The organism is Myroides odoratimimus (genome assembly GCF_038039805.1).
In the GTDB taxonomy this organism is placed as follows: domain Bacteria; phylum Bacteroidota; class Bacteroidia; order Flavobacteriales; family Flavobacteriaceae; genus Flavobacterium; species Flavobacterium odoratimimum_B.
The window spans coordinates 34,849-54,213 of the sequence record NZ_JBBPHK010000020.1; the positions used below are offsets into that span (position 1 = coordinate 34,849).

Genomic DNA, 19,365 nt, shown 5'->3' on the forward strand with positions numbered 1-19,365 from the left:
ATGGAACTTATTATAACACAATCAGCAAGCGTGGCTAGAATTCTAGCCACGTTTTTTAATGCAAACAATAGGCATTTTGATTATTATAGCTCACAGACTCATTTGGTTGTATGGATAGATGATTGCATGGTAGATTTAAAGCCTTTAAATTTTAAACAAGATAATGACTCTTTTGGGGCTAAAGGCTTTTTAGAGTATAAATTAAAGCTTGTAAAAAGGACTAATAAAAATACTCCTTGTGTAGCCCAAAGTAAAAAAGTGCAGTTAATAAAGCGGCTCATCCTTAAATCTAAATCTATTGTTATAGCCATAGAGCCAAGTCAGACCCAAAGAAGAAAATTTGAGTATTTTAAAGAATTTTTTAATATAACTTTGCCTTGTAAAACCCTATGGCTTTATAGTTTAGAGAAATCCTTTTTAAAAAATCACTTATATTTAGATAACACCACCTCTTGTTTTAAAACTTATTACAACAGGGATTTTATCTTTAAGATTGTTCAAAATAGGTTAAGTGGGTATTATTACAATCAAACAGGAACAAAAATTAAACTAGGTCTTATTAAAACTGCTCTTATAGCTTTGTTATCTAAGAAACACCTAAAGAGTGAGGCTAGTAAAACTAAAACTCGCTATAGAGTAAGTGTCGAGCTTAGTTTTAAGGGGAAACTATTTTGTTGCTTTTTTGAAAAAAAATATAAAAAAATAAAACAAGCTGAAGATTTAGCTGGTTTACTTAATAAAGATTCAAAGGTAGAGATAAGTGAAAAAAAGATAGAAACTCTAAGGCAAAAGCAGTTACTCCTATATGATTTTATAAGTCTTATTATAGGTGTTAATAAATTATATGGGTTTTCTTTTAGTAAATCAAAGCAAGCCTTACTTAGTCTTTACAGACAAAGATTTATTAGTTATCCTCTTACTTTAAATAATTATTGGCCTAGTTGGTATAAATCAAGTATACCAAGATTATTAAACGCCTTAAGAGATTATCCCTTGTTTAAACAAGAACTGTTAACTTTAAAATTAGCTAGACTTAATTATAAAGATGTGATAATAGATAGTGATTTAAAAACTCATGGTATTATACCAACTTTTAAAATTCCAACTTGTTTAAATACATGTGAAAAAGTAATCTATCAGATGATAGTAAGAAGAACAATAGATTGTTTTACCCCTAAAGAAGATATAAAAAAAGCTAGTTTTAATCTCTTTATAGATGATGTAGGTCTTGATTTACCTTTAGAGATTTACAACGGTGGACTTTTAAAAGGAAGTAAAACAAACACACTAGAGACATTAGAGCTAATTAATAATATTCAAACCTTTAAAGTAGAGTCTGTAAGTGTTGTAACACAAACAAAAAAACAGTATCCTTTGTTTAGTATAGAAAGTTTGTTTAAAAAAGTAAAAAAAGATTTTATTAAAATCTTACATGAAAACGGTATTGAGAAAATGCATTATTGTTTTTTTACAGATCTTTTTCTTGGTCTTAGTTTAACCCTTGATCAGTTAATAAAACAAGAATATTTATATATAGATAATAAAAAGCTTGTTTGTACAAACAGGGCTCTTGATTATTATTTTAAAACAAAAGATTTACCTGTTTCTAGTTTTATTTATTTGTTTGATTTTGAGGTTTTATTTTTCAAGGCAAATCAAGCAGATATAAACAAGGAAATGTTTTATAAAATCAGTTGTGAAAAGCTTAAGGAGTTAAACCAAAGCATTTCTTTTTTAAAAGAGTCAAAAGAGCCTTTAAAAGGATCTTGTCCTATGTGTTTAGGTAGTAAATTTGAACTTAGCTATCAAAGGCTTGTTTGTTTAAATAAAACTTGTAATTGGACCATACCTAGATTAGTCTTTGGAGTACACCTATCTAAGAAAGAGCTTGAAGAATTACTAGGGCTAAAAAAAATAAATAAAGTATTTGTGCTTACAACGAGAAAGAACATTTGTTTTAAGGCGTATTTGTTTTTAGATAAAAATGCAAGGCTTAACTTTGATACTGTAGAATAACAGTTCAGTTAAAAGATAGAGATAGTTTTTGCTTTAAAACACCTATCTCTATTTTTGTTTAATTTATTTGTTGTTATTAAGTAGGTGTACTAAATCAGGATCGTTTTCAATGCGTTTAATTTCATTTTTAACTAACAGCTCAATATCCTTTTTTATTTGATTGTAATTATCTGTAATGGCTCTATCTAGGTGATCATTACCTTTGTAATCTGTAAAAGAGGTAAGAGTCGGTATTTTCTTATAATTCATTTCTTGGCTTTTTATCCTATTAGAGTCTATTAGTATTTGTGCGTGGAAAAACTTCTGCTTTATTTTCTGGGAAAAATCATCAGATACAGCCCCAACGAACATCCCCTGGCTTAAAGAAGATATTTTAGAAGCAGGAATTAGCATATCAAGCTGAGTGGAAAAAGAGGTGGATCTATCTTGACGATTAATAGATATGCTTTGGCGTTTTTGAAGTATTTTTCCAAAACGCTCAGATAAGACCTTAGCTGTATCTCCAACTACTTGACCAGAGAAAATGTTACCCACTGTGTTTTGAATAACCTTACTCTCTTTATCTCCATAGTCCCTTACTAGTTGAGAAAAGTCTTGAAAGCCTAAACACACTGCCACTTTGTTACTTCTAGCTGTTGCTATTAAATTATCAAGACCTCTGAAATAAATAGTGGGAAGCTCATCTATTATAACGCTACTTTTTAGTTGATTTTTTTTGTTTATTAACTTTACAATGCGAGAGTTATAAAGACCAAGTGCTGCTGAGTATATGCTTTGACGGTTAGGATCATTACCAACACAGAGAATCTTGGGCTCACTGGGATTGTTAATATCAAGGGAGAAATCATCTCCACTCATAACCCAATACAGGGAGGGAGAAATCATACGAGACAGCGGAATTTTTGCCGATGCGATCTGTCCTTGAAGCTGATCTTGAGCTCCTCCTTCCCAGGCGTCCATAAAAGGAGATAAATAGTTCTCTAAGGAGTCGTACGAGGTTAAAATAGTAAAAACATCTTTGTAGGGTTTGTTAAGTAGCTCAATAGCATGAGGAAATGTGCAGTACTTACCATTTTTATAAATCTTTAAAAACCAAATAATCGCTGCTAGAAGAATAATTGGAGACTCAACAAAAAAGTCTCCTTGTTTTTGTATCCAAGATCGGTTAAGATTAAGCATAATGGTATAGGCTGATTCATAGGCATCAGATATGTCTGTTATAAACCTAGGATTTATTGGGTTACACCTGTGGCTTTTTCTTGGATTATCAAAGTTTATAACATAAAACTTAGGCGTGACTTTGTATTTATGAGCATGTAAAAGAAGATGATTATAAGCAATAGTTGAAAGATCATCGTATTTAAAATCATATATATACATGGCAAAGCCTTTTTGTATTTGCTGCTTGATAAAATTATTTATAACCGCATAGGTCTTACCCGATCCAGGAGTACCTAGAACAATTGTTGCTCTAAAAGGGTTAATTACATTAATCCATCCACTATGCCATTTTTTATGATAGTAAAATTTAGTAGGAAGATTAATCGAATATTGGTTTTCTAAAAGACGAGTCTCTTGATAAAAGCTTTCATTTTCGATATTAAAAACATCTTGTAAAAGCTCGTTATTTATAAGTCTACTTAAATATGCTCCACAGACAAGAAGTAGTATATACCCGATTGATAAAGTTGTGATGTATAGGATATTTGCAATAAGTAAGTTTATTTTTAAAAGGAAAAAGTTTAAAAAGAAAAGTCCTGTTCCAATAAAAAATAAAATTATTATTTTCTTATAGGTTATTTTTTGATTTTTAACTCCCTTGTTTCCCCAAAGACTCAGTCCTAGAAGTAAAATAGAAAATATCTTAGTATAGAGTGGATGGGCAAATAGATTTGCTTTGGTGTTAAATCCAAAAAGAATTTTATTAGCAACAGGATGAGTTATATCTAGTTTTATAAATAAGGGATAGCAAAACCAGTACATATGCATAAGTAGTATAATAATGCTAACTGCTCTTAAAAAAGATAAGATCTTTGATAAAGCTCTTAAATCATCTTCGCTTTGCATAGTTTTATATTTTTAAAAATTAGAATATTAAAAATATAGGTTATTGTTTTTCTTATATATTACTGGTTATTATAGGTATTGTTTGTCCTTAAAAGACTGCTTTTTTTATGATTAATTTAAAAAGTAAATAGAAGTTTGTCTTTGTAGGAGAAAAGGAGAGCGTAGTAGGTAAATTAAAGCATGTAGAGACTTAAGATATTAAGTGTGATATTACCTATTAAAGTGTTATAATTATTTAAAAAAAGAAGGGGGAGAGTCTTAACTAACAAAAAACACCCTTCCACACAAAAAATCACATTTTTGCTAGTACCAATATTTTAAAAGTGTACATTTGTAACTTATTGTTAAAAAACATTGACACTTACTGACGAAAAAGTATCTTTAGACAGTAACAATAATGAAAAAAATATGGAAAAAGAAGTTAAGATCGCTGTAATAGGACAAGGCTATGTAGGATTGCCTCTAGCACTAGCTTTTGCACAGCATTTCCCAGTAGTGGGATTCGATATTAAAGAAAGCCGTGTAAGTGAGTTACAGCAAGGAATCGACCTTACAAAAGAGGTGGATGAAAGCCAACTAAAGGTGTCTATATTTACCTATCAAAATTCAGGAGGGATTAAAGGGTATAAACCCAGTACGAATATCAGTGATATCGCAGAAGCTAATGTGTATATCATTACCGTACCGACGCCGATTAATCAATTCAACGCACCGGATCTAACTCCACTAAAATCGTCATCAAAATTAGTGGGAACTGTACTAAAGCAAGGAGATATTGTAATCTATGAATCTACAGTATATCCAGGATGTACAGAAGAGGAGTGTATTCCTGTTTTAGAAGAGACTTCTAAATTAGTATTCAACCGTGATTTTTATGTAGGATATTCACCAGAGCGTATTAATCCAGGAGACAAAGTCAATACCTTAGAGACAATTATCAAAGTTACTTCAGGTAGTACACCTGCAGTAGCAGAAGAGATAGATCAGTTATACCGCACGATTATCAAAGCGGGTACCCATAAAGCACCGTCACTTAAGGTAGCAGAAGCTGCTAAAGTAATAGAGAACGCGCAGCGCGATGTCAATATTTCTTTTGTTAATGAGTTAGCGCTAATCTTCGACAGATTAGGGATTGATACCCAAGATGTATTAGAAGCAGCAGGTACCAAGTTTAACTTCCTTAAATATAAACCAGGACTAGTAGGAGGGCACTGTATATCAGTAGACCCATATTACTTAGCGCATAAGGCGATTCAAGTAGGGTATTATCCTGACGTGATTCTATCAGGTCGTCGTGTGAATGATGAGATTCCGGTGTTTATTGCGAGCAAGGTAGTGAAGTTGATGATTCAGAAAGGAATTGACGTGAGTCGTTCGAGAGTGTTGCTATTGGGCTTTGCGTTTAAAGAGAATTGTCCTGATACCCGTAATACGAAAGTGGCTAAGATCTATGAGGAATTAGTTTCTTATGGTATCGAGATTGATGTATATGATCCATGGGTAAACCCTGCAGAGGTGAGAGAAGAATATGGTATTGAGGTGATGACTAGAATAGAAGGTATAGAGCATAAAGGCTTTCAAGTGAATGACCATAGGCTACCATTGAGTGCTAAACGCTATGATGGATTAGTTTTAACAACAGCACATGAGGATTTCCGTACTTTAAATATTGAAGAAATGGTATCTTTGCCAGCGGTTGTTTATGATGCGAAAGCAACATTAAATAGAGAAATAATAGATAGTAGATTGTAATAATATTGAAATATATAAAAGCATAAAATGAAAAGTATTCAAAAAATTTGTTGTGTAGGAGCAGGTTATGTAGGTGGCCCTACTATGGCAGTTATTGCACAAAAGAACCCTCATATCCAGATTACCGTAGTAGATTTAAATGAAGCACGTATCAAAGCGTGGAATGATGAAGATTTGAGTAAGTTACCTATTTATGAGCCAGGTTTAGATGTGGTGGTTGGTGAAGCAAGAGGGCGCAATTTATTTTTTGATACCAATGTAGATAAAGCTATTGATGAAGCAGACATGATCTTTATTTCAGTAAATACGCCAACCAAGACGTATGGAAAAGGAAAAGGAATGGCCGCAGATTTAAAATATATTGAGCTATGTGCTCGTCAAATTGCACGAGTAGCCAAGACGGATAAAATCGTAGTAGAAAAATCTACACTTCCTGTGCGTACAGCACAAGCAATTAAACGTATCTTAGATCAAACAGGGAATGGGGTGGAATTCCAAATCTTGTCTAATCCTGAGTTCTTAGCAGAAGGAACTGCAGTTCAGGATTTAATGAATCCAGATCGCGTACTGATTGGTGGTGCAGAAACGAAAGAGGGACAAGAAGCTATTGAGGCTTTAGCTGCTATCTATGGAGCATGGGTGCCTCAAGAGCGTATTCTGCGTACCAATGTATGGTCTTCTGAATTGTCTAAATTAACAGCTAATGCGTTCTTAGCACAACGTGTATCTTCTGTTAATGCTATCTCAGAATTATGTGAGGTATCAGGGGCAGATGTTAGTGAAGTAGCCAGAGCAATAGGAACGGATAGCCGAATTGGAAATAAGTTCTTAAAAGCATCTGTAGGATTCGGAGGTTCATGTTTTCAAAAAGATATCTTGAACTTAGTGTATATCGCTAAGTCTTATGGATTAGATGCAGTAGCAGACTATTGGGAGCAAGTAATCATTATGAATGATTATCAGAAGCGTCGTTTTGCAGAAAATATTGTAACAACTTTATTCAATACAGTTAACGATAAAAAAATAGCTTTCTTAGGATGGGCATTCAAGAAGGATACAAATGATACAAGAGAATCAGCGGCTATCTATGTAGCCAATGAGTTAATTGAGGAAGAAGCACAGATCCACGTATATGATCCTAAAGTAACGGAACAACAGATGTTCTCTGATTTAGATTACTTAGCGACTCGTGAAGCGGAGTTGAATCAGAAACATTTGACAGTGCACCAAGATCCTTATACTGCTCTAGAAGGAGCGCATGGTATCGCAGTATTGACAGAGTGGGATGAGTTCAAAACGTACGATTGGCAACGTATCTACGATAAGATGCAGAAACCAGCATTTATATTCGATGGACGTAATATCTTAGATCGTCAAGCGTTAGAAGATATAGGATTTGAAGTTTATACAATAGGTAGAGGTAATAAATAAAAGAAGGAATTTCTTTGAAAGAAATAAATAAAAGTGGGTATTGAAAAAAAACAAATAAATAGTATTGGATTAGCAATTTTTTTAAGTGCAAATCCATTATCCTGGATTTTACCATTTAATTCAGTAATAGTGTTTATATGTCTTATAGGATTAGTAATTTTATTATTTAATAATAAAATTACTAACTTTTTAAATAGTCTATTAATACTTATATGTTATGTTATTGTGTTGTTTTTTTTCTCAATGCTTGATGTTAGAATAGAAGAAGAACGATTAAATTTGTATTTTACGTCATTTCTAGTATTTGGTATAACAGGAGTATTGTATTCTCAGGTATTAATTGATTATCGGACTTTTTTTAATACTATTTTAGTTATTAGTATTTTGTGTTTACCTATTGTCTATTCTATAGATAGTAGAAATTTCAATTCAGGAGAAGAAGCTTCCGGGTTTTATATGGGGGTTTCATATGGAATTTTACGTTTTTTATTAGCAATAATTATAATTGTTTTTTTAACGAAAAAAACAAAAAAAACACTTTTTTTATCACTTGTAGTAGGTTTTTTTTATATAGCTTTTTATTTGAAATATGGAACAAGGGGGGCTCTACTAAGTTTACTACTATTTTTGCTACTTCTTTATTTACTAAAAAAAGATGTTTTGAATTATCGAGTATTAACTTTATTTGGTTTTTTAGCTTTCTTAAGTTTATTGTTTTTTCAAGAAGGAGTGTTATTTTTAGATGGATTTTTAAATAAAAATGATATTTCAATTGAAGCGGTTAGTAAAATGGCTTATATGATAAATAGTAATATAGAATTGTCTAATGGGCGTGAAACTTTATATAATTATGCTTTTCAAGATATATCACAAAGCCCAATTTTAGGATTAGGTATTAGTTCTTATGAAAGTAGATACAATATTTATGTTCATAATTTTTTAATCCAGGGTCTTTATGAAGGAGGCCTAATTATGCTTTTTTTATTTGTTGGAGTATTACTTCTTTTTTTTAAGTTAATAGTGAATAATAGACTACCAAAGAATGATAAAGTCTTTCTTATATATGTATTTTGCTCAGGAATTATAGAATTATTTTTTTCAAATGTTTTGTGGAGATCTGTTTTCTTTTGGTATTTTGTTTGTTTAATTTTTATGTATAGAAAAAAAGTAAATTATGGGTATTAAGAAGCATCGAGTATTGTTTATAAGTGGCTTTCGTAAGGAGTTATTAGCTTTAAATGGTGTGGTGAAAAAGATAAGTTTAGAGATTGAAACGTTTGTAAAGTGTGGATATACCGTAGATTATGTAGAGTTTAAAGGAGGAAAAGTTTTTTTAAATCATAATGGGAAGTTAGATTATTTATGCGATGAAGGAAAGACTTTCTATAATACAATGCATAGTGTATTTAAAAGATTAGATAGTAAATGTGCTGTAAATTATGATTTATATTATTATAGATACGAACATTTTTGCTTTTCTATGATATCTTTCTTTAGAAAATCAAAAGAAGAAAATAAGAATCTTAAAATTGTAGGCGAGCTACCTACATTTATGAAAAAATGGTCTCCCGGATCATCATTTAAAACAAAGTTGAAGTTTATTGTAAAACGTCTTTTAGATAATAACTTTGAAAAATATATTGATTATATGGTGACTTTCTCTGATCATGAAAAAATATTTGGCATTAAAACTATAAGGATAGAGAATTTTGTTGATATAGAAAAGGTGTTTGTTAAAAAACAGATTGATAATAATAAAATTGACCTACTTGCCTTAGCTCAAATAACACCGTCTCATGGGTTTGATAGAGTTATTAAAGGGATGTCTTTTTATATTAACACTCAGGTGTCTAAACCAAAAATATTCTTACATGTTGTTGGAAATGGAAATCATAAGCAAGATCTAGTAGAGTTGACAAATAAACTGCAATTAAATGAATATGTTAAATTTTATGGTGCTTTAGGAGGGGAGGAATTAGATCATATATTTGATATTGCTGATTTAGGAATAGGTTCTTTGGCTTTTTTTAGAAAAGGGACATCAAAAGGATCTGAGTTAAAAGTAAGAGAATATACTGCACGTGGTTTACCATTTATTTATAGTGCTGTTGAACCTCAATTAAGAGGAGTAGATTTTGCATTGAAAGTTCCATTCGATGAGTCTGATATTAATATAGAAGATATTGAAGATTTTTATAATTCATTATCTCATGATAGTAACTTATTAAGTAAAATGAGAGATTTTGCGGAGCGTGAATTTACATGTAAGAAGCAATTTGATTTAATATTAAGCACAGTCTTTGACAATGAGTTTTAGTGATAATAAAGTTTTTACTGCTTCTTTGTGGTCTACCTTGTCTGAAATAGTCGCTAAAATTATTAGCCCTGTAGTATTTCTTATTTTAACAAGATTACTGTCTCCAAGTGATTTTGGAGTTGTTGCTGTTGCAACTACTCTTATGACTTTTATGATGATAGTTAGTGATTTGGGAACAGCTAAGTTTATAATACAGAAAGAAGATAGTGATGATTTAACTTTTAATATACTTGCAAGTAATTGTTTTTGGATTAATGCAATTATAGGGTTATTAATTTTTATGGTTATTTTTATTAGTTCTAATAAACTAGCAGTAATGTTTAATGAACCAAAATCAATCATGGTAATTAAAGTTATGGCTTTTCAGGTAATTTTTAATTCATTAAGTTCGCTTCATAATGCTTTGAAAAAGAAGAGTTTAGATTTTAAATTTTTGTTTTATACTAGATTGATAACTATTGGATGTCCTTTGTTTCTTGCTGTACCTATAGCTTTTTTAGGAGGAGGCTATTGGGCTATTGTAATTGCTAACTTAGTGGGGTCTTTTTTGAATTTTTTGGTTTTATGGTTGTTTAGTTCGTTTAGGCCTATTTGGAATATTGATTTTAAAACTATAAAAGGAATATTGGATGCTTCTATATGGAACACTATAGAAGAAGTTTTTATTTGGCTTCCTATTTTTTTAGATACTTATTTGATATCTAATTATATTAGCTCTAGTGAGTTAGGGCTTTTTACATCAAGTAGAACTGTTTATCTAACTTTAAGTACTTTGTTGTTATCCCCTCTATTACCAGTATTATATAGTGCTTTTGTTAAGGTTTCAAAAACAGGGGCATATAAGGAGAAGATATTGTCAGCTCATCATATTATCTTTTCTATTGCAATGCTAAGTTCTAGTTTAGGTTTTGTTTTTTCGGATTTTATTGAGAATGTTGTTTTTGATGATAAGTGGGTAGGAATTGGTGAAATTTTGAAATTTACATTTATATTAATGGGAGCTACTTATTTTAATGAAGTTATAATTCAAGGACTAAGAGCTAAAGGTTATTTTAAAGCAATAGGACTTAATGTTTTGATTTGTACTTTGATAACAATACCTTTTATTGTTTATTCAATTAAGTATGGTATTCTAGTTTATGTAGTAGTTCGTTATTCTTCTTTATATCTAAGATTTTTTTATATATTTTACAAATCAAGAAAAGTATTAAATATTAGTTTTTTAAATTGCTTTAAGCAATCAAAAAATATTTTAATTATTTCGTTATTTCTTATATTCTTTAGTGTAATTATTGATTCATATACGTCATTGAGTTATTTTTTTATTTTGATGTTAAAAATTATAATGTCAATGGTTTTTATTGGTGTTTTTTTGTTTTATGATAAAAGAATCCTGTTTTTAATTAAATCAAAAATTTTTAACAGATGATGAAAAAAAATTTAATAATCCTTTTTTTGTTCATAATATGTCACTGTGTTTATTCTCGTACTGTTGATGTTAGAGATTATGGTGCAGTAGGAGATGGTATAGAGAATAATACCTTTTATTTTAAAAAGGCAATTTCAGAATTAAATAATAATGATACACTATATATTTCTAAAGGTAGTTATGTGATTGATTATTTCAAAATAGATAATTTATCAAATATAATTATAACAGGTGGAGGGGAGTTAAAAGCAAGTAGCAGTGCTGCAATGTATTTTTTTTTAATTAATAATTGTGATTCGTTAAATATTGACGATTTAATATTAAATGGTTCTAATATTTCAAGGGTTGGTGTTGAAATATGGGATTCAAGTAATGTTTTTTTTAATAGTTTGGAGATTTTTGATTTTTATGGTAAAGATAACAATTGGAGTGCAGGGATTTTAATTAGATCGAAGAATCATAACTTAAAAATTATGAATTCTAGAATTTACAATATTAAAAGTGATAATAATGGTGCGATAGGAATCTATTATTTTATAAAGGAAGCCGAAGTTGATAATAATCAAGGAATTTTAATAACTAAGAATTTAATTGAGAATATTAATTCTCCTTTGGATGCAGATGCTATAAGGTTACAAAATTTAAAAGTGAAATCAGAGATAGTAATACAAAATAATTTAATACAGAATTTTGGGAAGCGAGCTATTAAGATTCAGACTGATAATGTTAAGATTTTAAATAATAGAATTTATCAGTATGGCAATTACGGGAATGCTTTTTCGGTTATTTCTATTTATGGTAGTAATGTATTGGTTGAGAGCAATTATTTTGAATCTTTTGAAGATTCTTCTGCAAATATGTTTTCTGATATAAGTTCAGTTAGAAATATTGCTTTACTAGATAATACTTTCATTATTAGTGATAAGGCAAAAGCTTTTGTAAAAGACTTTATAAATATTAAGCATCATACCTATGATGATGATGATTTTTCTGAGAATATTAATGTTAAAAGGAATTATGTTAAAAATATTAGACATTTTTTATTTTTAAATTCAAATATTTTTGATAGTTTTTTAGAGGAGAATATAGTTTTGGATTTAAGGAACGCTTTGATAGGCACTAGTCCTGATATTAAGTTTAATAGTATTGAGATTAAGACTAAAAAAAATAGTTGGAATAATGGTAAGTATAGAATGTTTATAACATCTAACCCTAGTATTAAAAATGTAATGATCGAAGAAGAATAAATATGAAAATATTACATGTAATAGATAGCTTGTCTTTAGGTGGGGCTGAAAAAATGCTTGTAGAATCTTTGCCTATTTTTAAAGAGAAAAATATTATCGTTGATATAGCTCTTTTAAATTCAAGAGTCACTGTGTTGTATGAAGAAGTGGTCAACATGGGTGAGAATAGAATCTATAATTTGAATAAAAAATCTGTATATAATCCTATTAGTATTTTTAAGTTGATACCAATACTTAGAAGGTATGATATTGTACATGTCCATTTATTTCCAGCTCAATATTATGTAGTCATAGCTAAAATATTGAGTTTTTCTAAATGCAAACTTATTTTTACGGAGCATAGTACTTCTAATAGAAGATTACAGAATAAAAAATTAAGGTTTATAGAGAAATTAATGTATTTTTTTTATGACAAAGTTGTGTGTATAACTCTAGAAGTAAAGTTAGAATTACAAACAAAATTGAAAATAGATGAATATAAATTAACTATAATAGAAAATGGTATAAATCTTAAAAGTATTCACAAATCAATTGTTTCTTCTCGTGATAGTTTTGGCTATACTAATGAAGATAAATTGATTTTAATGGTTGCTGGTTTTCGAAGAGAAAAGGATCAGGATACATTGATTCGATGTATTTCGCTTCTACCAGATCGTTATAAATTGATTTTAGTTGGAGATGGTGAACGAAGAGAACAATTAGAATTTTTGATTGAATCATTAAAACTAAGGGATCGAATTAAACTTTTGGGAATTAGAAATGATGTCTATAGTTTGATGAAAATGGTAGATGTAGTGGTTCTTAGTTCTCATTGGGAAGGTTTCGGATTAGTTGCTGTTGAAGCGATGGGAGTAGGGAAGCCAGTTATAGCATCACAAGTTAAAGGTTTAGATAAAGTTGTAAGTGGAGGAGGAGTTTTGTTTAAAAAAGGAAATGAAATAGACTTAATGGATAAAATTTTGAAATTAGAGAATGAAGAGTATTATCAATTAATTTCAAAGGCTTGTGTCGAGAAAGCAGAGAGATATAGTATTAATAATACAGTAAATAAACTTATCAATCTATATGGAAAGATATAAGATAATTAGGACTTCGACGGTACCTCAATCCTTAAATGGTTTATTAAAAGGACAATTGAAATTTTTAAATACTTTTTTTGAAATTATAGCACTTTCAGGGTATAATGAAAAATTAGAGGAGGTTAAACAGCGTGAAGGTGTGCAGATCATTGATGTAAATATGGAAAGAAGGATTTCTCCTCTTAAAGATTTAATATCTTTGATTAAACTTATTAAAATATTTAAGAGAGAGAGACCTTTAGTTGTTCATTCTATAACACCCAAAGCAGGATTGTTAACTATGTTAGCTGGTAAAGTAACAGGTGTACCTATACGTATGCATACGTTTACAGGTTTGATTTTTCCTACTCGAGTAGGTTTAATGCAGAAATTATTAATTAAGATGGATCAATTGTTATGTTGGGCCGCTACTAATGTGTATCCTGAAGGTAATGGGGTTAAAAATGATTTAGTTACCTATAATATAACTAAGAAACCATTAAAAGTATTAGCTAATGGTAATGTAAATGGAATTAATTTACAGTATTTTGATAGAAATATTTTAGATGAAAGTGAATTATTAAATCTTAGAGGTAGTTTAGGTATTGATGAAAATCATTTTGTTTTTGTATTCGTTGGGCGATTGGTTGGAGATAAAGGAATAAATGAATTGGTAGAAGCTTTTGAAAGAATTAGTAAAACTAAACTTGTAAAATTATTATTTGTGGGGCCTCTAGAAGAAACTTTAGATCCTTTAAAAATTAAAACAATTAAGACTATTGAAAATAATGTAGATATTATTAGTGTTGGATTTCAAAAAGATGTACGACCTTATTTTGCAATATCTGATGCGTTAGTTTTTCCAAGTTATAGGGAAGGTTTTCCTAACGTAGTAATGCAAGCTGGTGCTATGAACCTACCAAGTATTGTAACAGATATTAATGGTTGTAATGAAATTATTATAGATGGTAAAAATGGTATCATTATTCCTGTTAAAGATATAGAAGCTATTTCAGTTAGCATGATAAAGTTAATTGAAGATAAGCAGTATTATAGTTTATTGAGAAAAAATAGTCGAAAAATGATTTTAGAACGTTATGAACAACAAGTGGTGTGGGATGCACTAGTAGAGGAATATAACTATTTAATAAAAGAAAAGAATTTAGATGTATAAGTGTTTTTTTAAAAGATTATTTGATTTTTTAGCAGCTTTAGTAGGGCTTCTTTTACTAAGTCCTATATTTATATTTGTTATGCTAAGTTTGTTTTTTGCTAATCAAGGAAAACCTTTTTTCTTTCAAGAGAGGCCAGGGAAAGGAGAACGTATTTTTAAGATTATTAAATTTAAGTCAATGAATGATAAGAAGGGTCTTGAAGGTGAATTATTACCTGATGCAGAACGTTTAACAGCTATAGGATCTTTTGTCCGTAAAACCTCATTAGATGAGATCCCTCAGTTGATTAATGTTTTAAAAGGAGATATGAGTTTAATAGGGCCTAGACCACTATTAGTTAGTTATTTGAAATTATATGATACTTTTGAAAAAAGAAGACATGAAGTGAGACCAGGTATTACAGGTTGGGCACAAGTTAATGGTCGTAATGCTATTTCTTGGAAACGTAAGTTTGAATTGGATGTTTATTATGTAGATAATATGTCTTTATTACTAGATATAAAAATACTGATTAAAACTATTGGGAAGGTTTTAGGTTCAAAGGATATTAGTTTACAACCAGTAAAAAAATTAATTGATGAAAAAAGAGAACAAAATTAGTGTTAGTAAAATTAATGTAGACGATATTTTGGAAAGAGTTAAGTGGCTTAACCACCCGGATGTCTATCAGTATATGAATATGCAGTATCCAATAACAGTTCAAGAGACTAAAAATTGGTATGAGCGTATTGTTTCTAATAATACTCGTATAGATTTAGTTTTTAGAAATAGTACTGAATGTATTGCTATGGCAGGTTTGACATCATTAGATTTACAAAATCAGTTAGTAGAATTTTATATTATGGTAAATCCTGAGATTCAAGGAAAAGGATACGGGAAGATGTGTACTGAGTTTACTATTAATTGGGCATTTGTAAATTATAATATTAATAAAGTATATTTATATACAAATGAATTTAACGAAAGAGCGAATAAATTGTATTTAGGTCTAGGATTTGAGTTAGAAGGGACATTACGATCTCATAAATTTAAAGGAGGGAAATTGATTGATAGATGTGTATATGGATTATTGAGAAAGGACTGGGAGAAAGAAAAATATTGCAATAAAGATATTAGATTAGTGTTTTAGTATGAATATATTATTTACATGTGCGGGGCGTCGTAATTATTTAATTAATTATTTTAAAGAGGCTCTACAAGGAAAAGGAAAGGTATTTGCGACTGATATGCAATTAACAGCACCTGCATTAGTGGATGCTGATGTAGCAATTCAGGTACCAGCAATTTATTCTGAGGATTATATACCTTCTTTAAAAAAGATTATAAAAGAGAATCGAATTGATTTGGTTATTTCTTTAAATGATTTAGAGTTACCTATTCTTTCAGCAGTGAAAGGTAATTTAGAAGAGACAGGAGTAAAAATTGTTGTGTCAAATGAGGATGCGATTAAAGTAGCTTTTGATAAATGGGAAACTGTAAAGTTTTTGAATTCAATAGGATTGAAGTCTCCAAAGACATATATTGATTTTAATCTAGCTAAAGAAGCTATTGTATCAGGTGAGTTACAATTTCCTTTAGTTATAAAACCTCGTTGGGGAAGTGCTTCTATAGGTATTGATTTTCCTGAAGATTTAGAAGAACTAGAATTAGCTTATAAATTGCAAAAAATTAGATTAAGTAGAACTATATTAGCTGAAGCTAGTAAGGAAGACTTTGATCATGCAATTTTAATTCAAGAGAAAATAGCTGGTGCTGAGTATGGAATGGATGTATTAAATGATTTCTCTAGTAATTATCAAGGGACATTTGTACGTCAAAAATTATCAATGCGTTCTGGTGAAACGGATAAAGCAATTTCTATAATTGATGAGAGATTTGAGAAAGTTGGAAAAGCTATTGGAGAGAATTTAAGACATATAGGTAATTTAGATTGTGATGTTTTTGAATATAATGGAGAGTTATATGTTTTAGAACTTAACCCTCGTTTTGGAGGAGGATATCCTTTTTCTCATGAAGCAGGTATGAATACAGCCGCTGCTTATATTAGTTGGATGGAAGGAAATAAAGGAATAGAAAAACAAAATAATTATACTGATAAAGTCATGTTTTCAAAATGTGATAGATTGCTAAAAGTGAATTAGTTTATTATATGTACCACTCCTTAGGAGTGGTATTTTTATTCCCTAAAGAAAAGAATAGTCTCCCTAATTTAAGTCATTGTTATATTTCAGAAATGTTTACTTTTAACGAGCCGTATTACTTACTAACGAAGGTTAGTACTAGTAAGTATTAGAATTCTTATGAATAAGAACACAACTATGATTAAAAGAAATATAATTTTCTTAGGCTTGTTAAGTGGAGTATTTACTTCCTGTGTTGGTGTTAAACCAGTAACAAGTGAATATGAGATATTCTACGAAAGATCAAAAGGGATAGTAGAGTCAGAGCTTGGAAATGGTAGGGTGCTATTCTATAATGGAGGTTATTTTATTCCGGATTATACTCTTATGCTGGCTACGATGGTTAATTTAAAATTAAACGGTAAGTCTGCGCCAACTACAGAATTGGGAGAATTCTTTATCTTGAGATTAGACTATGGAGAGTATGAAATAGAAACAGAAGTACGCGATGTCTTTTGGAAAAGATCTAAATATAAAGTAGAGATTACTGCGGATACAAAAGTAATTAATATCATAGGTGGGGGGATAGGAAAGAACGTAAAAGTAGTAGATAGATTACCTAATCCCTTTGATAACTATAGATATGTAAAAATGTCTGCATTTAAAAACGAAGGACTTCGATAAATTAGTACCTTTAACCATTCAAAAAAGAATAAAAAACTACGATATAATGAAATCAAAAATTTGGTTATCTTCTCCTCATATGGGGGGACAAGAGCTGAAATATATACATGAGGCTTTTGATACGAACTGGGTGGCTCCACTAGGACCTAATGTAAACGGATTCGAAGAAGACTTAGAGTCTTTCTTAGGAGAAGGAGTGCAAGTAGCGGCTTTAAGCGCTGGTACAGCCGCTTTACACATGGGATTAATTAACCTTGGAGTAGAGGCAGGAGACGAAGTAATCTGTCAAACGATGACGTTCTCTGCATCTGCTAACCCAATCGCATATTTAGGTGCAAAACCTGTGTTCGTAGATAGTGAGGCAGATACATGGAATATGTGTCCGGTAGCACTAGAAGAAGCGATTAAGGCACGTACAATAGCAACAGGTAAAAAACCAAAAGCAATCGTACCAGTACATTTATACGGAATGCCTGCTAAAATGGATGAGATTATGGCTGTGGCTAAGAAATACGAAGTTCCTGTACTAGAAGATGCTGCAGAAGGATTGGGAAGTACGTACAAAGGTCGTCAATGTGGTACATTCGGTGAGCTAGCTGCATTAAGCTTTAATGGAAATAAGATTATCACCACTTCGGGTGGGGGAGCTCTGGTATCTCAAACTAAAGAGCACAAAGAACACACTGTGTTCTTATCTACGCAAGCACGTGATAATGCACCTCACTACCAACATTCCCATATTGGGTATAACTACCGTATGAGTAATATCGTAGCGGGGATTGGACGTGGACAGATGGAGGTATTAAATGACCGCATCGCAGCTCGTCGTGCGAATAATCAATTCTACCAAGAGTTGTTTAAAGACATCGCAGGAGTAACGGTATTTGTAGAGCCTACGGCTGATTTCTTCTCTAACCATTGGTTGAGCTGTATTACGATCGATGAGGCTGTAGCAGGTAAGAATAGAGAGCAATTGCGTTTGGCGTTATTAGAAGAGAATATCGAGACTCGTCCATTGTGGAAACCGATGCATATGCAACCTATCTTTGAAAATGCGCCATATTATGGAGGACAAGTAGCAGAGTATTTATTTGACTGTGGATTGTGCTTACCTTCTGGAAGTAATCTAACAGAGGAAGAAAGAGAGCGTATTGCTGTAGCAGTGAAAGCGTTCTTTAAATAGGTGATTTTGTGAAGTGACAGTTTTGTTTTTTTGTGATTTTGAAAGTTGCAGAAGAATAAAACTGAAAGTATATAGAAAAGCTGTTGTCTTAGATAACAGCTTTTTTGTGTTTTTGTTATTCTGTTTTTCTGTAGTTTTGTAAAAGAAAGTAGGCTTATAAAAAGCAAAAACACGAAAATACAAAACGACAAAAAGCAAAGATTATCTTTTATTATAATAGATCTCTATTCCCTTCTCTAAACAATAGCGTTTGGCAGTAAAGTCTTTACCTTTATATTCTTCTCCGATGACGCGAACATCGATTTGGTAAGAGCGCATAATATCTTCTAGGTCTTGTTCTGTAATATAAGGTACGATCTCATCTACGTATTTACACCCTTTGAGTTGGATGTATCGCTCTACTAAGGTCTGTGATTTAAGTCCTTTATAGTTTTGATCTGTATGTGGATTAGTCTGTAATCCTACGATTAGGTAATCACATTGTTTTTTGGCTTCTTCAAGCATTTTGACATAACCTGCATGTAAATGATCAAAGGGACTAAAGGTTATTCCTATTTTCATAATTATAGACTTTGTTTTGTTGTGGTGCAAACTTACTGCTTTTTTTGTATTTCTATCTATTTGTTCCCTTAGTGTATTTGATAATGTGTATTGTGTGTCAAATAAACGTGATATACATGGCTGATGCCGTAGGTAAATAATTCGATTATAAATTTCTAATTCTTTTAGTGTAGCTTCTTGTTTCAATTTATTAGGGTATACATTCTGTATCGTTATTTTACTCAAAAAAACAAGATATTCACCCAATGTGATGGACATTACAAGGGATAAATGATTATATTTACAGAATCAAATTACTCCAATAAGATGGAAACACCTATATAGA

General features: G+C 30.7%; 16 protein-coding genes. 14 read left to right on the top strand and 2 right to left on the bottom strand.

Going from position 1 to position 19,365, the window contains the following annotated elements; translation table 11 throughout:
- Positions 1 to 2,016 carry a DNA topoisomerase gene (locus AABL85_RS13850; protein ID WP_341310494.1) on the top strand — a complete coding sequence of 672 codons (2,016 nt, stop codon included), beginning with the start codon at positions 1 to 3 and terminating at the stop codon, positions 2,014 to 2,016.
- A 63-nt stretch (positions 2,017 to 2,079) separates the two neighbouring features.
- On the opposite strand, the gene mobC is transcribed toward AABL85_RS13850, so the two are convergent.
- On the bottom strand, positions 2,080 to 4,083 hold the full coding sequence (gene mobC / locus AABL85_RS13855; protein ID WP_341310495.1) for a conjugal transfer protein MobC: 2,004 nt from the start codon (positions 4,081 to 4,083) through the stop codon (positions 2,080 to 2,082).
- Positions 4,084 to 4,491: 408 nt separating this feature from the next.
- On the opposite strand from mobC, the gene AABL85_RS13860 reads away from it, so the two are divergent.
- The 13 genes from AABL85_RS13860 to AABL85_RS13920 all read left to right on the top strand — a co-directional run bounded on the left by AABL85_RS13860 (position 4,492) and on the right by AABL85_RS13920 (position 18,479).
- Positions 4,492 to 5,835, top strand: coding sequence for a nucleotide sugar dehydrogenase (locus AABL85_RS13860; RefSeq protein WP_341310496.1), 1,344 nt, complete (start codon positions 4,492 to 4,494; stop codon positions 5,833 to 5,835).
- Positions 5,836 to 5,862: 27 nt separating this feature from the next.
- Positions 5,863 to 7,266, top strand: a complete 1,404-nt coding sequence (locus AABL85_RS13865; protein ID WP_341310497.1) for a UDP-glucose 6-dehydrogenase — start codon at positions 5,863 to 5,865, stop codon at positions 7,264 to 7,266.
- A gap of 33 nt (positions 7,267 to 7,299) precedes the next feature.
- A complete protein-coding gene (locus tag AABL85_RS13870) occupies positions 7,300 to 8,451 on the top strand; it encodes a hypothetical protein (RefSeq protein ID WP_341310498.1) in 1,152 nt (383 codons plus the stop codon).
- On the top strand, positions 8,441 to 9,583 hold the full coding sequence (locus tag AABL85_RS13875) for a glycosyltransferase (RefSeq protein WP_341310499.1): 1,143 nt from the start codon (positions 8,441 to 8,443) through the stop codon (positions 9,581 to 9,583). Before AABL85_RS13870 ends, AABL85_RS13875 begins: the two co-directional genes overlap by 11 nt.
- On the top strand, positions 9,573 to 11,012 hold the full coding sequence (locus AABL85_RS13880) for an oligosaccharide flippase family protein (RefSeq protein ID WP_341310500.1): 1,440 nt from the start codon (positions 9,573 to 9,575) through the stop codon (positions 11,010 to 11,012). Before AABL85_RS13875 ends, AABL85_RS13880 begins: the two co-directional genes overlap by 11 nt.
- The gene (locus AABL85_RS13885) at positions 11,009 to 12,259 is read left to right on the top strand and encodes a glycosyl hydrolase family 28-related protein (protein WP_341310501.1); all 1,251 of its coding nucleotides are present in this window, start codon (positions 11,009 to 11,011) and stop codon (positions 12,257 to 12,259) included. Before AABL85_RS13880 ends, AABL85_RS13885 begins: the two co-directional genes overlap by 4 nt.
- 2 nt (positions 12,260 to 12,261) lie before the next feature.
- Positions 12,262 to 13,338 (top strand): glycosyltransferase, encoded by a 1,077-nt coding sequence (locus tag AABL85_RS13890; RefSeq protein WP_341310502.1) that lies wholly within the window; start codon positions 12,262 to 12,264, stop codon positions 13,336 to 13,338.
- Positions 13,325 to 14,491, top strand: a complete 1,167-nt coding sequence (locus AABL85_RS13895) for a glycosyltransferase family 4 protein (protein WP_341310503.1) — start codon at positions 13,325 to 13,327, stop codon at positions 14,489 to 14,491. Before AABL85_RS13890 ends, AABL85_RS13895 begins: the two co-directional genes overlap by 14 nt.
- Positions 14,484 to 15,092, top strand: a complete 609-nt coding sequence (locus AABL85_RS13900; protein WP_341310504.1) for a sugar transferase — start codon at positions 14,484 to 14,486, stop codon at positions 15,090 to 15,092. The genes AABL85_RS13895 and AABL85_RS13900 overlap by 8 nt, the downstream gene beginning before the upstream one ends.
- The gene (locus tag AABL85_RS13905) at positions 15,070 to 15,621 is read left to right on the top strand and encodes a GNAT family protein (protein WP_341310505.1); all 552 of its coding nucleotides are present in this window, start codon (positions 15,070 to 15,072) and stop codon (positions 15,619 to 15,621) included. Before AABL85_RS13900 ends, AABL85_RS13905 begins: the two co-directional genes overlap by 23 nt.
- Position 15,622: 1 nt before the next feature.
- Complete coding sequence (locus AABL85_RS13910; protein WP_341310506.1) at positions 15,623 to 16,633, top strand: ATP-grasp domain-containing protein; 1,011 nt, start codon at positions 15,623 to 15,625, stop codon at positions 16,631 to 16,633.
- Between the two features lie 177 nt (positions 16,634 to 16,810).
- On the top strand, positions 16,811 to 17,296 hold the full coding sequence (locus AABL85_RS13915) for a hypothetical protein (RefSeq protein ID WP_341310507.1): 486 nt from the start codon (positions 16,811 to 16,813) through the stop codon (positions 17,294 to 17,296).
- Positions 17,297 to 17,342: 46 nt separating this feature from the next.
- Positions 17,343 to 18,479, top strand: a complete 1,137-nt coding sequence (locus tag AABL85_RS13920) for a DegT/DnrJ/EryC1/StrS family aminotransferase (protein ID WP_341310508.1) — start codon at positions 17,343 to 17,345, stop codon at positions 18,477 to 18,479.
- A gap of 201 nt (positions 18,480 to 18,680) precedes the next feature.
- Here the strand turns inward: AABL85_RS13920 and AABL85_RS13925 are convergent, their stop codons facing one another.
- The gene (locus AABL85_RS13925; RefSeq protein ID WP_341310509.1) at positions 18,681 to 19,040 is read right to left on the bottom strand and encodes an adenylyltransferase/cytidyltransferase family protein; all 360 of its coding nucleotides are present in this window, start codon (positions 19,038 to 19,040) and stop codon (positions 18,681 to 18,683) included.
- Positions 19,041 to 19,365 lie beyond the last annotated feature (325 nt).